This window comes from Bradyrhizobium sp. B117 (assembly GCF_038969555.1).
In the GTDB taxonomy this organism is placed as follows: Bacteria; Pseudomonadota; Alphaproteobacteria; order Rhizobiales; family Xanthobacteraceae; genus Bradyrhizobium.
The window spans coordinates 4,385,666-4,399,713 of the sequence record NZ_CP152414.1 but is presented as its reverse complement, the minus strand read 5'-3'; the positions used below and the strand labels follow the sequence as shown (position 1 = coordinate 4,399,713).

14 protein-coding genes are annotated in these 14,048 nt (G+C 64.5%); 2 read left to right on the top strand and 12 right to left on the bottom strand.

The genetic code is table 11. The features are described 5' to 3' along the window. Positions 1 to 19: 19 nt before the first annotated feature. Positions 20 to 1,357: a replication-associated recombination protein A gene (locus AAFG16_RS21620; RefSeq protein ID WP_342740457.1), complete on the bottom strand. Its 1,338-nt coding sequence runs from the start codon at positions 1,355 to 1,357 to the stop codon at positions 20 to 22. Next, entirely contained in the window at positions 1,354 to 2,763 is a 1,410-nt protein-coding gene (locus tag AAFG16_RS21615; protein ID WP_342740456.1) for a DegQ family serine endoprotease, read from the bottom strand. The genes AAFG16_RS21620 and AAFG16_RS21615 overlap by 4 nt, the downstream gene beginning before the upstream one ends. Positions 2,764 to 3,075: 312 nt before the next feature. Between AAFG16_RS21615 and AAFG16_RS21610 the strand changes: the two genes are divergently transcribed. After that, a complete protein-coding gene (locus AAFG16_RS21610; protein ID WP_342740455.1) occupies positions 3,076 to 4,707 on the top strand; it encodes an OprO/OprP family phosphate-selective porin in 1,632 nt (543 codons plus the stop codon). Between the two features lie 169 nt (positions 4,708 to 4,876). Here the strand turns inward: AAFG16_RS21610 and AAFG16_RS21605 are convergent, their stop codons facing one another. Next, positions 4,877 to 5,254, bottom strand: coding sequence for a helix-turn-helix domain-containing protein (locus tag AAFG16_RS21605; protein WP_342740454.1), 378 nt, complete (start codon positions 5,252 to 5,254; stop codon positions 4,877 to 4,879). A gap of 133 nt (positions 5,255 to 5,387) precedes the next feature. On the opposite strand from AAFG16_RS21605, the gene AAFG16_RS21600 reads away from it, so the two are divergent. Beyond that, positions 5,388 to 6,401, top strand: coding sequence for a zinc-binding alcohol dehydrogenase family protein (locus tag AAFG16_RS21600; RefSeq protein ID WP_342740453.1), 1,014 nt, complete (start codon positions 5,388 to 5,390; stop codon positions 6,399 to 6,401). Positions 6,402 to 6,506: 105 nt separating this feature from the next. Here the strand turns inward: AAFG16_RS21600 and AAFG16_RS21595 are convergent, their stop codons facing one another. From AAFG16_RS21595 to secY, 9 genes are all read right to left on the bottom strand, one after another. Continuing rightward, the gene (locus tag AAFG16_RS21595; RefSeq protein WP_283086242.1) at positions 6,507 to 6,800 is read right to left on the bottom strand and encodes a DUF1330 domain-containing protein; all 294 of its coding nucleotides are present in this window, start codon (positions 6,798 to 6,800) and stop codon (positions 6,507 to 6,509) included. 68 nt (positions 6,801 to 6,868) lie between these two features. Then, positions 6,869 to 7,657: an SDR family oxidoreductase gene (locus tag AAFG16_RS21590; protein ID WP_342740452.1), complete on the bottom strand. Its 789-nt coding sequence runs from the start codon at positions 7,655 to 7,657 to the stop codon at positions 6,869 to 6,871. Between the two features lie 156 nt (positions 7,658 to 7,813). Next, complete coding sequence (locus tag AAFG16_RS21585) at positions 7,814 to 8,650, bottom strand: c-type cytochrome (RefSeq protein WP_342740450.1); 837 nt, start codon at positions 8,648 to 8,650, stop codon at positions 7,814 to 7,816. 120 nt (positions 8,651 to 8,770) lie between these two features. Continuing rightward, on the bottom strand, positions 8,771 to 9,187 hold the full coding sequence (gene rplQ, locus AAFG16_RS21580; protein WP_025036979.1) for a 50S ribosomal protein L17: 417 nt from the start codon (positions 9,185 to 9,187) through the stop codon (positions 8,771 to 8,773). A gap of 144 nt (positions 9,188 to 9,331) precedes the next feature. Next, entirely contained in the window at positions 9,332 to 10,363 is a 1,032-nt protein-coding gene (locus AAFG16_RS21575; RefSeq protein ID WP_035729592.1) for a DNA-directed RNA polymerase subunit alpha, read from the bottom strand. Between the two features lie 112 nt (positions 10,364 to 10,475). Further along, the gene (gene rpsK, locus AAFG16_RS21570; RefSeq protein ID WP_007603045.1) at positions 10,476 to 10,865 is read right to left on the bottom strand and encodes a 30S ribosomal protein S11; all 390 of its coding nucleotides are present in this window, start codon (positions 10,863 to 10,865) and stop codon (positions 10,476 to 10,478) included. Positions 10,866 to 10,986: 121 nt separating this feature from the next. Beyond that, on the bottom strand, positions 10,987 to 11,355 hold the full coding sequence (rpsM, locus tag AAFG16_RS21565) for a 30S ribosomal protein S13 (protein WP_027564395.1): 369 nt from the start codon (positions 11,353 to 11,355) through the stop codon (positions 10,987 to 10,989). A gap of 187 nt (positions 11,356 to 11,542) precedes the next feature. Further along, positions 11,543 to 12,412 (bottom strand): adenylate kinase, encoded by an 870-nt coding sequence (locus AAFG16_RS21560; protein WP_342740449.1) that lies wholly within the window; start codon positions 12,410 to 12,412, stop codon positions 11,543 to 11,545. Between the two features lie 278 nt (positions 12,413 to 12,690). Then, entirely contained in the window at positions 12,691 to 14,022 is a 1,332-nt protein-coding gene (gene secY, locus AAFG16_RS21555) for a preprotein translocase subunit SecY (protein WP_027564397.1), read from the bottom strand. Between the last annotated feature and the right edge of the window lie 26 nt (positions 14,023 to 14,048).

The window sequence follows — 14,048 nt, the reverse complement described above, 5'->3', positions numbered from 1 at the left end:
CACGGCGAAATGGTCGTTTCTAGCGCGAGCCGCCCCGCTCCTTGCGCAGCTTGGACCAGTAATCCAGGCGCTTCCTGATCTCGCGCTCGAAGCCGCGCTCGGGCGGATCATAGAAGGTCTGGCGTCCCAAGGCCTCCGGGAAGTAATCCTGGCCGGAGAAGGCGTCGGGGGCGTCGTGGTCGTATTCGTAAGCTGCGCCGTAGCCTTCCGACTTCATTAGCTTGGTCGGGGAATTGAGGATGTGTTTTGGCGGCAGCAGCGAGCCGGCCTGCTTTGCGACCTGCATCGCCGTGCCGAAGGCGGTGTAGACCGCGTTCGATTTCGGCGCGGTGGCGAGATAGACGACGGCCTGCGCGATCGCGAGCTCGCCCTCGGGATGGCCAAGGAAGTCGAAGGCGTCCTTGGCGGCATTGGCGATGACGAGCGCCTGCGGGTCGGCAAGGCCGATGTCTTCCACCGCCATGCGCACCACGCGGCGGGCCAGGAACAGCGGGTCCTCGCCGGCGTCCAGCATGCGCGCGAGATAATACAGCGCGGCGTCGGGATCGGAGCCGCGCACCGACTTATGCAGTGCCGAGATCAGGTTGTAATGACCGTCGGCCGACTTGTCGTAGATCGGCGCGCGGCGCTGCAGGATGTCCTGCAACTGCGCGGCATTGAATATCTCGTCCGCCCGCGCCGAACGCCAGACCTCTTCGGCGAGCGTCAGCGAGGCCCTTCCATCGCCGTCGGCCATGCGCACAAGCACCGCCCTCGCCTCGGCATCGAGCGGCAGCTTCTTGCCCTCGACCGCCTCGGCATGCGCGAACAGCTTTTCGATCGCGGCCGCATCGAGCGAGCGAAATACCAGCACGCGCGCACGGGACAGAAGCGCGGCGTTGAGCTCGAAGGACGGGTTCTCGGTGGTGGCGCCGATCATCACCACCGTGCCGTCCTCCATCACGGGCAGAAACGAATCCTGCTGGGCACGATTGAAGCGATGCACCTCGTCGACGAACAGCAGCGTGCCCTTGCCCATCTCGCGGCGGGCCCGTGCGGCGTCGAACGCCTTCTTCAGGTCCGCAACGCCGGAGAACACCGCGGAGATCTGCTCGAAATGCAGATCGGTGGCATCCGCCAGCAGCCGCGCCACCGTGGTCTTGCCGGTGCCGGGCGGGCCCCAGAACACCAGCGAGCCGAGCGTGCGCGTCTCCAGCATGCGCGTCAGCGCGCCGTCGGGGCCGAGGATGTGATCCTGGCCGACGACCTCCGACAGCGCGCGCGGGCGCAGCCGGTCCGGCAGCGGATGCGGTGCCTCGTGGTCGAGCCCCGCCGCGGCAAAGAGGGTCGGCGTGTCCTGTGGTCGCTTCGGACTCATCCGCCCAGCGTGACGTTGATCTGCTGGCCGCCGCGCACCACCGTGATGCGCCAGATCCGCGGCCGCTCGCTCGCGGCCTTTTCGAGGTCGCCGGTCTTGCTGATCTTCTGGTTGTTGACCGCCAGGATGATGTCGCCCTTCTGGAAGCCGACACTCGCAGCCGCGCTGTCGCCGCCGAGATCGGTGACCACGACACCTTCGGTGTCGGCGTCCAGATGCAGCTCGTCGGCCACCGCCGCCGTGATGGTCGAGACCTTGGCGCCCTGGAACGGCGAACGCGCGGTGATGACGAGCTCGTTGCGGCCCGTATCGGGCGCGGTCTCCAGCGCCACACTCAGCTTGAGCGGCTTGCCGCCGCGCTGCACGTCGATCTGCGCGGTACCGCCGAGCGGACGGGTGGCGAAGCGGTAGTCGAAGGCGTTTGGATCGTCCACGCTCTGGCCATCGATCCCGGTGATGAGGTCGGAGGATTTCAGACCGGCCTTCGCCGCCGGGCCGCTCGCGACCACGCTCGCGACCAGCGCGCCGGTCGGCGAGCGCAGGCCGAGGCTCTCGGCGATCTCGGGCGTCACCGCCTGCAGCTTGGCCCCCAGCCACGGCCGCTTCACCGCCTTGCCGCCGCTCTTGGCGGAGGCGACGACGACGCGCACCATGTTTGACGGGATCGCAAAGCCGATGCCCTGCGAGCCGCCGGAGCGCGAATAGATCGCGGTGTTGATGCCGGCGAGCCGCCCGTTCATGTCGACCAGCGCGCCGCCGGAATTGCCGGGGTTGATCGCCGCATCGGTCTGGATGAAGAACTGGTAGTCGGTGATGCCGACCTGCGTGCGCGCCAGCGCCGAGATGATGCCGTGGGTCACGGTCTGGCCGACGCCGAAGGGGTTGCCGATCGCCATCACGACGTCGCCTACCATCAGCTCGTCCGAATTGGTGAATTCGAGCGCGGGAAACTTCTCCTTGGTGTCCTTCAGGCGCAGCACCGCCAGATCACTGCGGGAATCCTTCAGCACGATCTCGGCCTCGAACTCGCGCTTGTCCGACAGCGACACCTTCACCTGGTCGGCGCCCTCGATGACATGGACGTTGGTGACGACGAGTCCGGTCGCATCGACGATGACGCCCGAGCCGAGCGAGCGCTGCACCTGCTCCGGCTGCTGGCCCGGCACGCCGAAGAAGCGGCGGAAGATCGGGTCGTCGAGCAGCGGATTGCGGTTCTGCACTACCTTGGCGGCATAGACGTTGACGACCGCCGGCTGCACCCGCTGCACGATCGGCGCATAGGACAGCCGCAGCTCGGCCTGCGAGGACGGGACGCGGCGGTCCTGTGCGGCGACCGGATTGAAGTGGGCTGAAAACGCTATGCACAATGCCGTGATGATAGCTGCGGGACGGATCGATCGAAACATTCCTACCTCTCGGAAAAGACGCCGGAATATAGGCGCGTTCGCTGGGCAATAGAAGGGCGGCGGGCGGCAATATTGCCCCTTCGGGTGTGTCCCGCCTGCAAGCCCCGCGTGCGAAATGACAACCCGCCTGCGGTGGTGGATTGGCATGATGCACGTCATCCAGCATGCTACCCGGTGGCGGATTCGGTTGCGACGAAATTACATCAGTAGGAACCCGCGCAACCGGGGCGCGCCGTCGCGGGGCAGTCATCGACCATTCCTAGGCTCTCCGCCTGCGACTTGGGGAAGTTCGTCAACCGATGGAGTGATGACGTGAGCAAAACAAGAATTGCAGCCGCGGCGATTGGGCTCGCCGGTGCGCTGGCGGCCTCGCAGGCCCAGGCCCAATCGGCCAGCAGCAGCGAACAGGAGATCGCGCTGCTGAAGCAGCAGCTGAAGATGCTGGAGCAGAAGCTCGACAAGCTCCAGAGCCAGACCGCGGCGAACACCGCTGCCACGGCGAAGGCAAGGGCCGAGGCCAAAGCCGAAGCGAAGGCCGAGGCACGCTCGGAGGCGAAGGCGGTCGTCGCCAATGCCAATGCGGCGGTCCCGCTCAAGACTCCGCCGCCTGTGTCCGGTGCCGTGGTGACGATGCCGAACAACCGGCCGACCATCTGCACCGCCGACGGGGCGAACTGCGTCGCCATCACGAGCCGCGTGCATTGGGACGTCGGCGGCTACGATTTCCGCCCCAACACGGCGGCGACTGTGCCGCAAAAGCTCGACAGCGGCGAAAACGTGCGTCGCGCCCGCATCGGTGTCGTCGGCAAATTCCTCGAAGACTGGAATTTCGCGCTGATCTACGATTTCGGCGGCTCGTCGGACGGATTTGGCGGCACGGGAGCCGCCGGCGCAACCCCTGTCGGCTTCCTGCCCGGCGGCGGCACATCCGGCATCGAAAACGCGTTTGTGAGCTACACGGGACTGAAGCCGTTCGGCGGCAAGATGGCGATCGAGGCCGGCATCATGGATATCGCCTGGACCCTGGATGAATCCACGAGCTCCAACGACATCGCCTTCATGGAGCGCGCCTCGGTCGGCATCATCGCGCAAAACATCGCCGCCGGCGATTTTCGTTCTGCCGCCGGTGCCCGCTGGTACAACGACGTGTTCTACGCCGGCGCCTACGTGACCGGCCCGACGACAGGTGCCATTCACTCCGCCTCGACCGCTTCGCCTCCCGGGACCACCGAGCAATACGGCGCGACCGCCCGCGTTGCGGGCCAGGTCGTGAGCGGCAACGACTACTCGGTACATCTCGGCGCCGACGCCGAGTGGCTGATCCAGCCACCGCGCAATCTGATCGCGAACACGCAAACGCTCACGCTCAGCGATCGTCCCGAGCTGCGCATCGATCCCACGTCGCTGATCTCGACCGGAGCGATTGCAAATGTGTCGGGCGCGCAGGTCTATGGCGTGGAAGCCGCGGCCACCTATGGACCGCTGTGGGTCCAGGGCGAATACTACTGGTTCAACATCGATCGCGATGCGAACACCGCGGTGGCGCCCGTCGGTACGTCGAGCCTGAAATTCCAGGGCGGCTACGCACAGGCGGCCTATGTCCTGACCGGTGAATCGCGCAAGTACAATCCGGCCAGTGCGGCCTATGGCGGCGTCAAGCCGAACAATCCGTTCTCGATCAACGGCGGCGGCTGGGGGGCCTGGGAGATCGCCGGTCGCTACTCGACCGTGGATCTGAACGATCAGCTGGCGACCGCCGCCGGCATCGCTGGCGGGCGGCAGACCATCTACACGCTGGCGCTCAACTGGTACGTCAACGGCAATGTGCGCTTCATGCTCGACTATCTGCATGGCACGGTGTCGAAGCAGGCCTCGGCGGTGTCGGCTGCGGACACTGGCTCGAAGTTCGACGCGGTCGCGCTGCGCACGCAGTTTGCGTTCTGATCCTCGCTGTCGTCCCGGGGCGCGCGCCAGCGCGAACCCGGGACCCATAGCCACAAGCTGGAGTTTGGCGAGAACTCCGAGTTGCCGGCTCGCGCCAAAACTTCTCCCTGGGGTTACGGGTCCCCGCTTTCGCGGACACCGAGGGTGCCGCAACAACTTCGCAGCAAAATCACGCCGCCCGCTTCGGCTTCTTCGCGACCACCGGTGGCGGCGCGCAGGACAGCCGCTGCTGGTGGCTCTCGCCCCACGCCTTCAGGATGTCGATCACCGGCTTGAGGCTCTCCCCTAGCTCGGAGAGGCAATATTCCACGCGCGGCGGCACCTCGGCATAGACCTTGCGGATGACGAGCGTGTCCTCCTCCAGCGCGCGAAGCTGCTTGGTCAGCATGCGCTGGGTGATGCCGGGCATCCGGCGGCGCAACTCGCCGAAGCGCTGGGTGCCGCTTTGCAGGTGATAGAGGATCACGCCCTTCCATTTGCCGTCGATCAGGTCCAGCGTCGCCTCGACCGAGCAGCCGGGACGACGGGCAAAGTCGCGCCGTTTCATGCGTATTTTCCCAATAGTATCCAAACAGGGACTATATCCCCGAATTTACAGTACTTGCCAAATGGAGGCCAGCAGGACAGTTAGCAGGCCAGGCGCACGCCACAAGCTGCGCGCCAACTGATGGAGACAAGCCATGAAGGCCGTCGGCTACAAAAAGTCGCTTCCGATCGAGGACGCGGATTCACTGATCGATTTCGAGACCGCAAAGCCGGAGCCCAAGGGACGCGACATCCGAGTCGCCGTGAAGGCGATCTCGGCCAATCCGGTCGATTACAAGGTGCGCAAGCGCGCCGCCCCGCCGGAAGGCGAGACGAAGATCCTGGGCTACGACGCAGCCGGCGTGGTCGACGCCGTCGGGCCCGAGGTCACGCTGTTCAAACCGGGTGACGAGGTGTTCTACGCGGGCTCGATCCTGCGCCAGGGCACCAATGCCGAATTCCATCTGGTCGACGAGCGCATCGTCGGCAACAAGCCGAAGAGCCTGTCGTTCGCGCAGGCCGCCGCGCTTCCCCTCACCTCCATCACCGCCTGGGAACTGCTGTTCGACCGCCTCGGCGCGGTGCCCGGCAAGAGCGTCGATCCGCGCACGCTCTTGATCACGGGCGGCGCCGGCGGCGTCGGCTCGATCCTGATCCAGCTTACGCGCCGCCTCACCGGCCTCACGGTGCTCGCCACCGCGACACGGCCGGAGTCGCAGAAATGGTGCCTGGATCTCGGCGCGCATGCGGTGATCGATCACGGCAAGCCGATGAAGGAGCAGGTCGAGAGCTTGAGGCTACCGCCGGTCGCGCTGGTGGCGAGCCTCACCTATACCGACCAGCACTACAAGAGCATCGCCGAATTCATGGCGCCGCAGGGCCGGTTCGGCCTGATCGACGATCCCCCGGAGTTCACCATGAGCACCTTCAAGGGCAAGGCGATCTCGGTGCACTGGGAATCGATGTTCACGCGCTCCTCGTTCCAGACATCAGACATGATCGCTCAGCATCATCTGCTGAACGACGTCGCCGACCTCATCGACAAGGGCGTGCTGCGCACCACGCTCGACCAGACCTTTGGCACGATCAATGCGACCAACCTCAAGCGTGCGCACGCGCTGCTCGAGAGCGGCAAGTCGCGCGGCAAGATCGTGCTGGAGGGGTGGTAGACGCCGCATGCTCCGTCATGCCCGGCTTGTCCCGGGCATCCACGGACGCTGTCGCCTTCGGTGACACGTGGATGGCCGGGACAAGCCCGGCCATGACGAATGCTGTTACGGCACCGCGCCCTCGACGAACAGCAGCCGCCGCTCCAAGGCACCGGCGCGGATCTTCAGGGCCTCGGCATATTCCGGCGAGGCGTACCACTCCTTCAGCCTCGCCATCGAGTCGAATTCGACGATGACGATGGCCTTCGGCGGAAGATTGCCTTCCGCAAGCTCGGCCTTGCCGCCGCGAACGAGATAACGTCCGCCGTACTGCGCGATCGTCTTCGCGGCGAGCGTGCGATAGGCTTCGAATCCGTCGAGATCGCGCATCTCGACTTCGGAGATCACATAAGCGGTCATCCGCGTTGCCCTATTGTTTTGAGCATGATCTTGTCGGAAAACCGCTGCGCACTTTTCCGGATCATGCTCTAGGCGATCGTATTGACGATGCCGCCTTCCGCGCGCAGCGCGGCGCCGTTGGTCGCGGAGGCTTCCTTCGACGCGACGTAAACAACCATGTTCGCGATCTCATCGACGCTGGCAAACCGCTGGATCAGCGAGCTCGGGCGATGCTGCCTGACGAAGTTGGCGGCGGCCTCGTCCACCGACTGGCCGTTCTGCTTCGCAAGGTCCTTCACAAAAGTCTCGACACCCTCCGACATGGTCGGACCCGGCAGCACGGAATTGACGGTGACGCCGGTGCCGCGGGTGAGCTGCGCGAGGCCGCGCGCGACCGAGAGCTGGGCCGTCTTGGTCATGCCGTAATGGATCATCTCGACGGGAATGTTGAGCCCGGATTCCGAGGAGATGAAGACGATGCGGCCCCAGTTGCGCTTGAGCATGCCCTTCATGTAGGCGCGCGACAGCCGCACGCCGCTCATGACGTTGACCTCGAAGAAGCGGTTCCAATCCTCGTCCGGGATGTCGAAAAAGTCCTTCGGCTCGAAGATGCCGGCATTGTTGATAAGGATGTCGACCTCGGGAAGCGCCGCGACGAGGCCCTTGCAGCCCGACGCGGTCGAGACGTCGGCGGCGATGCCGCGCACCTTGGCGCCGCTCCCTTCGAGCTTGCGCACGGCCGCATCGACCTTGTCCTGGCCGCGGCCGTTGACCACGACGCTGGCGCCGGAAGCGGCAAGGCCCTTTGCGATGGCGTGGCCGATGCCGGCGGTCGAGCCGGTCACGAGGGCGGTCTTTCCGGACAGGTCGATCTTCATGCGTCGTCTCCATTGCTGTTGGTGCGGATATCGTGCGCAGCACAAGCGGATGCAATCATCCCTCACCGACGCGTGAGGATCGGTCGCCACAACGGCAGCGCCAAATCGTGGGCACGGCGCGCGACGAGCGCGCGCCCTTTGCCCACCCTACGCCACCTATTTCTTCGGCGGCAGCGTTCTGACAAACGCGACGATGGCATCGAGATCCTGTGACGTCATGCTGGCATAGGCAGCATACGCCATCGGCGGCTTGAGCTTGCGACCGTCACGCGCGATGCCTTGCGCAATCGCACGTTTGATTTCGTCGTCGCTCCAGCTGCCGAGACCGGCCACGGGATCCGCGGTGATGTTGGGAGAGACGGATTCACCCCACGGCCCCCTGAAGGTGCGGCCGCCCTTGCCGCTCGCCGCAGTGAAATCGTGCACGGCGGACGGGCCTTCCGGCGTGTGGCATTCGAGGCAATGGGCGATGGTCAGGAGATAGCGGCCGCGCGCGAGCTTGTCTGAGAGTTCCTGCTCGCTCGCCTGTTTGCCGGCATAGGTCGGCACTTCCGGCTTCAGCGCGATCCTGTATTCCGGCGCCGGCGTCTCGTGCCGCAGCGGCGGCACGGAGCGCAAGTAAGCCGCGAGTGCGTCGAGATCGCGGACCGTGAGCACGGTGTAGAACTCGGTCGGCATGATCGGCGCAGCCTTGGTTCCGTTCGGCTTGATGCCGCTCACGAGAAACCGCTTCAGCTCGGCATCGCTCCAATTGCCGATGCCGGTGTCCTTGTCCGGCGTGATGTTGGAGCCAGTGACCTTGAAGGCCGGCTCGTCGAACGTCTGACCGCCCGAGAGCGCGCGCGAAAGATCAAGCCCTTGCGGGCCGCGCGGCGTGTGGCAGTTGTGGCAGACCATGACGCTGTTGACGAGATAGGCGCCCCGCTCGACCAGCGTCTCGCCCATGGCCGGCGACATCAGCAGCGCAAGCGCAATGGCAATCGCAGTTCTCATGGAATCCCCCAAACGAAATCAATTCTGCAAAATCATCGTGCGCAGCATGAGAAATCGCTGCGCCATACAAAAAAGCGGCGCCCAGGGGCGCCGCTTTCTGAAACTTCCATACCGGTCGGCTTACGCCGCCTCGGCTTCCTTCTCCTGCACCGGACCGGAGTCCTGGCCCTTGGCGTCGACGTCGCGATCGACGAACTCGATCACGGCCATCGCAGCGTTGTCGCCGTAGCGGAAGCCGGCCTTGATGATGCGGGTGTAGCCGCCCTGGCGGTCCTTGTAGCGGGTCGCCAGCGTGTCGAAGAGCTTCTTGACCATGTCGACGTCGCGCAGCTCGGAGATCGCCTGGCGGCGCAGCGACAGGCCGCCCTTCTTGCCGAGGGTGACGAGCTTCTCGACGATCGGGCGAAGCTCCTTGGCCTTCGGCAGCGTGGTGACGATCTGCTCGTGCTTGATCAGCGCGGCCGCCATGTTGGCGAACATCGCCTTGCGGTGCTCGGCCGTGCGGTTGAGCTTCCGATGAACCTTGCCGTGACGCATGTGAGTAGTCCTTACGTTAAAACTGCCGCGACGGTTCGTCGGACATGTTGCTCAGGTGGGCTGCCTGCGTTCGCCCTGGGTGGTGAATAGCGAATGGCGAGTAGCGAATAGATTCCTATTCGCCATTCGCCACTCCCAATTCGCTTAGTAATGATCCTCGAAGCGCTTGGCGAGCTCGTCGATGTTCTCCGGCGGCCAGCCCGGCACTTCCATGCCGAGGTGCAGACCCATCTGGGCCAGCACTTCCTTGATCTCGTTCAGCGACTTGCGGCCGAAGTTCGGAGTGCGGAGCATTTCGGCTTCCGACTTCTGCACGAGGTCGCCGATGTAGACGATGTTGTCGTTCTTCAGGCAGTTGGCCGAACGCACCGACAGCTCGAGCTCGTCCACCTTCTTGAGGAAGGCCGGGTTGAAGGCGAGGTCCGGGATGATCTCCTGGGCGACTTCCTTGCGCGGCTCTTCGAAGTTGACGAACACGTTGAGCTGATCCTGCAGGATGCGCGCGGCGTAAGCCACCGAGTCATCCGGCGAGATCGCGCCGTTGGTCTCGATCGTCATGGTCAGCTTGTCGTAGTCGAGGATCTGGCCCTCGCGGGTGTTCTCGACCTTGTAGGAGACCTTGCGAACCGGCGAGTACAGGCTGTCGACCGGGATCAGGCCGATCGGCGCGTCCTCGGGACGGTTGCGCTCGGCGGGCACGTAGCCCTTGCCGGTCGAGACCGTGAACTCCATGCGGATCTCGGCGCCCTCGTCGAGGGTGCAGATCTGCAGGTCCGGGTTGAGCACGGTGACATCGCCGACGGTCTGGATGTCGCCGGCGGTGACGACGCCCGGGCCCTGCTTCTTCACGACCATGCGCTTGGGGCCTTCGCCCTGCATCTTGATCGAGATGTCCTTGATGTTCAGCACGATGTCGGTGACGTCCTCACGAACGCCAGCGATCGAGGAGAACTCGTGCAGCACGCCGTCGATGTGCACCGACTGCACCGCCGCGCCCTGGAGCGAGGACAGCAGGATGCGGCGCAGCGCGTTGCCGAGGGTCTGGCCGAAGCCGCGCTCGAGCGGCTCGGCGACGATGGTCGCGAAACGCGTGGGGTCACTGCCGGGCGTGACCTGGAGCTTGTTCGGCCGAATCAGTTCTTGCCAATTTTTCTGGATCGTCACTGTTTCACCCATACAGGCCAGTCGAACTGCCGTTGCAGACACTGGCGTTGGAGAAAGGCCGCAGGCTACACCCGCGGCTTCGTACAAAAGTCATTGCGGGCGCCGATGCACCCGCAACTTGGTATCAAACGCGCCGACGCTTGCGGGGACGGCAACCGTTGTGCGGGATGGTGGTCACGTCACGGATCGAGGTGACGGTGAAGCCCGCGGCCTGCAGTGCACGGAGCGCCGACTCGCGGCCCGAACCGGGACCGGCGACTTCGACTTCCAGCGTGCGCATGCCGTGCTCCTGCGCCTTCTTGGACACGTCCTCGGCGGCCACCTGCGCGGCGTACGGAGTCGACTTGCGCGAGCCCTTGAAGCCCATCGTACCGGCGGAGGACCAGGCAATCGTGTTGCCCTGCGCGTCGGTGATGGTGATGGTCGTGTTGTTGAACGACGAGTTCACATGCGCAACGCCGGAGGCGATGTTCTTGCGCTCACGACGGCGAACGCGGGTGGCTTCCTTGCCCATTGATGACCTTTCCTGGAGATCTCAAACGCCGCCGTAATGCCAGCGGCTACACCTGTGGAACGAAAAGCGCGTGGCGAACGGGTGTCCCCTTTCGCCACACGCCGCGATTGGATTCGAAAACTTACTTCTTCTTGCCGGCGATGGCCTTGGCCGGACCCTTGCGCGTACGCGCATTGGTGTGGGTCCGCTGACCGCGCACCGGCAGACCGCGACGATGACGCAGGCCGCGATAGCAGCCGAGGTCCATCAGACGCTTGATGTTGATGCCGACCTCACGACGCAGATCGCCCTCGACAAGATAGTCGCGGTCGATCACTTCGCGGATCTGGAGCACTTCGGCATCGCTGAGCTGATTGACGCGACGATCCGAGGGGATCTTCACCTTCTCGATGATGTCACCGGCGATCTTCGGGCCGATGCCATGGATGTACTGAAGCGCGATTAGCACGCGCTTGTTGGTGGGAATGTTCACGCCGGCAATACGGGCCACGGCCTTCTCTCCTGTTGCCGATCCCTCGTCAGGGACCAGGCTTTAAGTGCTTGCTTTCTCGGGCAGGTGTTCACAAACGCGAACACGACGCCCACCCCCGGTCTTCCTGGGGCCCGGCATCGTCTGAAACTATCCGACTTGGATGCGGGGCTTATTAGGGGATTCCAGGGGCTTTCGTCAACCGCTGCTAGCGCTTGGCTCGCTTTTTCGTGACCTTTTTTGGTCCCTTCTTCGAACCTTTTTTGACGGCTGCTTTGGCGGTCTTTTTGACCGTTTTCTTGGCTGTCTTCTTGGCGCCCTTCTTGGCCGCCTTTTTGGCGGTTTTGGCCGATTTGGCGGCCTTTTTAGCCGCTTTGGCCGGCTTTTTGGCCGCTTTCTTCCCCGCAGTCTTAGCCGCCTTCTTGGGTCCCTTGGCCTTCTTGGCCGGGCCTGTCTTGGCCGCGCTGCGGGCATGGGACTTCGGTTCCACCGCCCCGAGCGCCAGCAGCTGGCGGTGGATGGCACGGGTGACCTCGTCGATGGCCATCATGCCGTCGATGGTCGAGAGCTTCCGCCGCTCGGAATAATAGTGAATCAGCGGCTCCGTCTGGCTGCGGTAGCTGGCCAGGCGCTTGGTCAGAACCTCCGGGGTATCGTCGACCCGGACCTCCTCCCCGCGCTCCCGCATCTGGGCGACGCGGGTCTCGACACGACTCAGCAGCGCGCTCTCGTTGACACGGAGCTCGATCACGGCGTCGAGCTTGAGATGCTTGTGCTTCAAGAGATCGTCCAGCGCCTCGGCCTGCGGCACGGTGCGCGGGAAGCCGTCCAGGATGAATCCGTTCTTGGCGTCCGGCTGGTCGATGCGATCGGAGATGATTCCGACCACGACGTCGTCGGGGACGAGGCCGCCACCGGCCATAATCTCCTTGGCCTTCAGCCCGACCGGCGTACCAGCCGCCACGGCCGCGCGCAGCATCTCGCCGGTCGAGAGCTGGACGATGCCATAGCGCTGCACCAAGAGCTGCGCCTGGGTCCCCTTGCCCGACCCCGGCGGTCCCAGAAGTATAATTCTCATCGGCGTACGCCCCCCCGGATTGGTGAGCGATACGTCGCGCACCCGTGTTTGAAAGTTCGATAACAGTGCAAACCATAATCGGCGCCGCACCGCTACCCATATCATAGGGGAGCGAATGGCCGGACGCCAAGAAGGCCTTTGAAATCAGTGATTGTGGCGCGGTGAGAGCAGCTCTGCCGATGCGACCGAACGTCCGGCTGGTCGTCTCCGCGGACGCTGCGCGTTGCTCGCGCAGCGAATCGGCGGCGCTGTTGCGCCGCCTTCGCAGGACACAGCGCTCAGCGGCGGCGGCCGCGCAGCTTCGACTTGCGGATCAGGCCTTCGTACTGATGGGCCAGCAGATAGCCCTGCACCTGCGCCACCGTATCCATGGTGACGCTGACGACGATCAGCAGCGAGGTGCCGCCGAAGTAGAACGGCACCGAGGCGTAGGAGATCAGGATCTCCGGGATCAAGCAGACGATCGCGAGATAGATCGCACCCAGCACGGTGATGCGCGACAGCACGTAGTCGATATATTCCGCGGTGCGCTCGCCCGGACGGATGCCCGGGATGAAGCCGCCATGCTTCTTCAGATTGTCCGCGGTCTCGGTCGGGTTGAACACGATAGCGGTGTAGAAGAACGCGAAGAACACGATCAGCGCGAGATAGAGCACAAGGAACAGCGGACGGCCGTGGCCGAGCTGGGTGGTGATCCACTGGAACCATTCCGGCCCGCTGCCGGCATTGAAGTTCGCGACCGTGGTCGGCAGCAGCAGCAGCGATGAGGCGAAGATCGGCGGGATCACGCCCGAGGTGTTGAGCTTGAGCGGCAGATGCGAGGACTGGCCCTCGAACATCTTGTTGCCGACCTGGCGCTTCGGATACTGGATCAGCAACCGGCGCTGGGCGCGCTCCATGAACACGATGAAGGCGATCACGGCGACGGCCATGATGATGACGACCAGGATCAGGCCGGTCGACATCGCGCCCTGACGGCCGAGCTCGAGCATGTTGGCGAGCGCCGCGGGCAGCTCGGCGACGATGCCGGAGAGAATGATCAGGGAGATGCCGTTGCCGATGCCGCGCGAGGTGATCTGCTCGCCCAGCCACATCAGGAACATGGTGCCGCCGGTCAGCGTGATCGCGGTCGACAGGCGGAAGAACATGCCGGGGTCGCTGACGACGTTGCCGGCGCCTTCGAGGCCCACCGCGATGCCGTAGGACTGGAACGCGGCCAGGATCACCGTCAGGTAGCGGGTGTACTGGTTCAGCGTCTTGCGGCCCGCCTCACCCTCCTTCTTCAGCGCCTCGAGCTGCGGCGAGACGGTGGTGAGGAGCTGGATGATGATCGAGGCCGAGATGTACGGCATGATGTTCAGCGCGAAGATCGCCATGCGGTGGATGCCGCCGCCGGCGAACATGTTGAACATGCCGAGGATGCCGCCCGCCTGGGACCTGAACACCTGCTCCCAGATGTTGGGATCGATGCCCGGCAGCGGGATGTAGGTTCCGAGCCGATAAACGAGCAGCGCACCCAGGGTGAACCAGATGCGCTTCTTCAGTTCGTCGGCCTTGGCGAACGCGCCGAAATTGAGATTGGCTGCCAGTTGTTCCGCTGCAGAGACCATCTTGGACTTTCTCCCGCCGCCTGTTG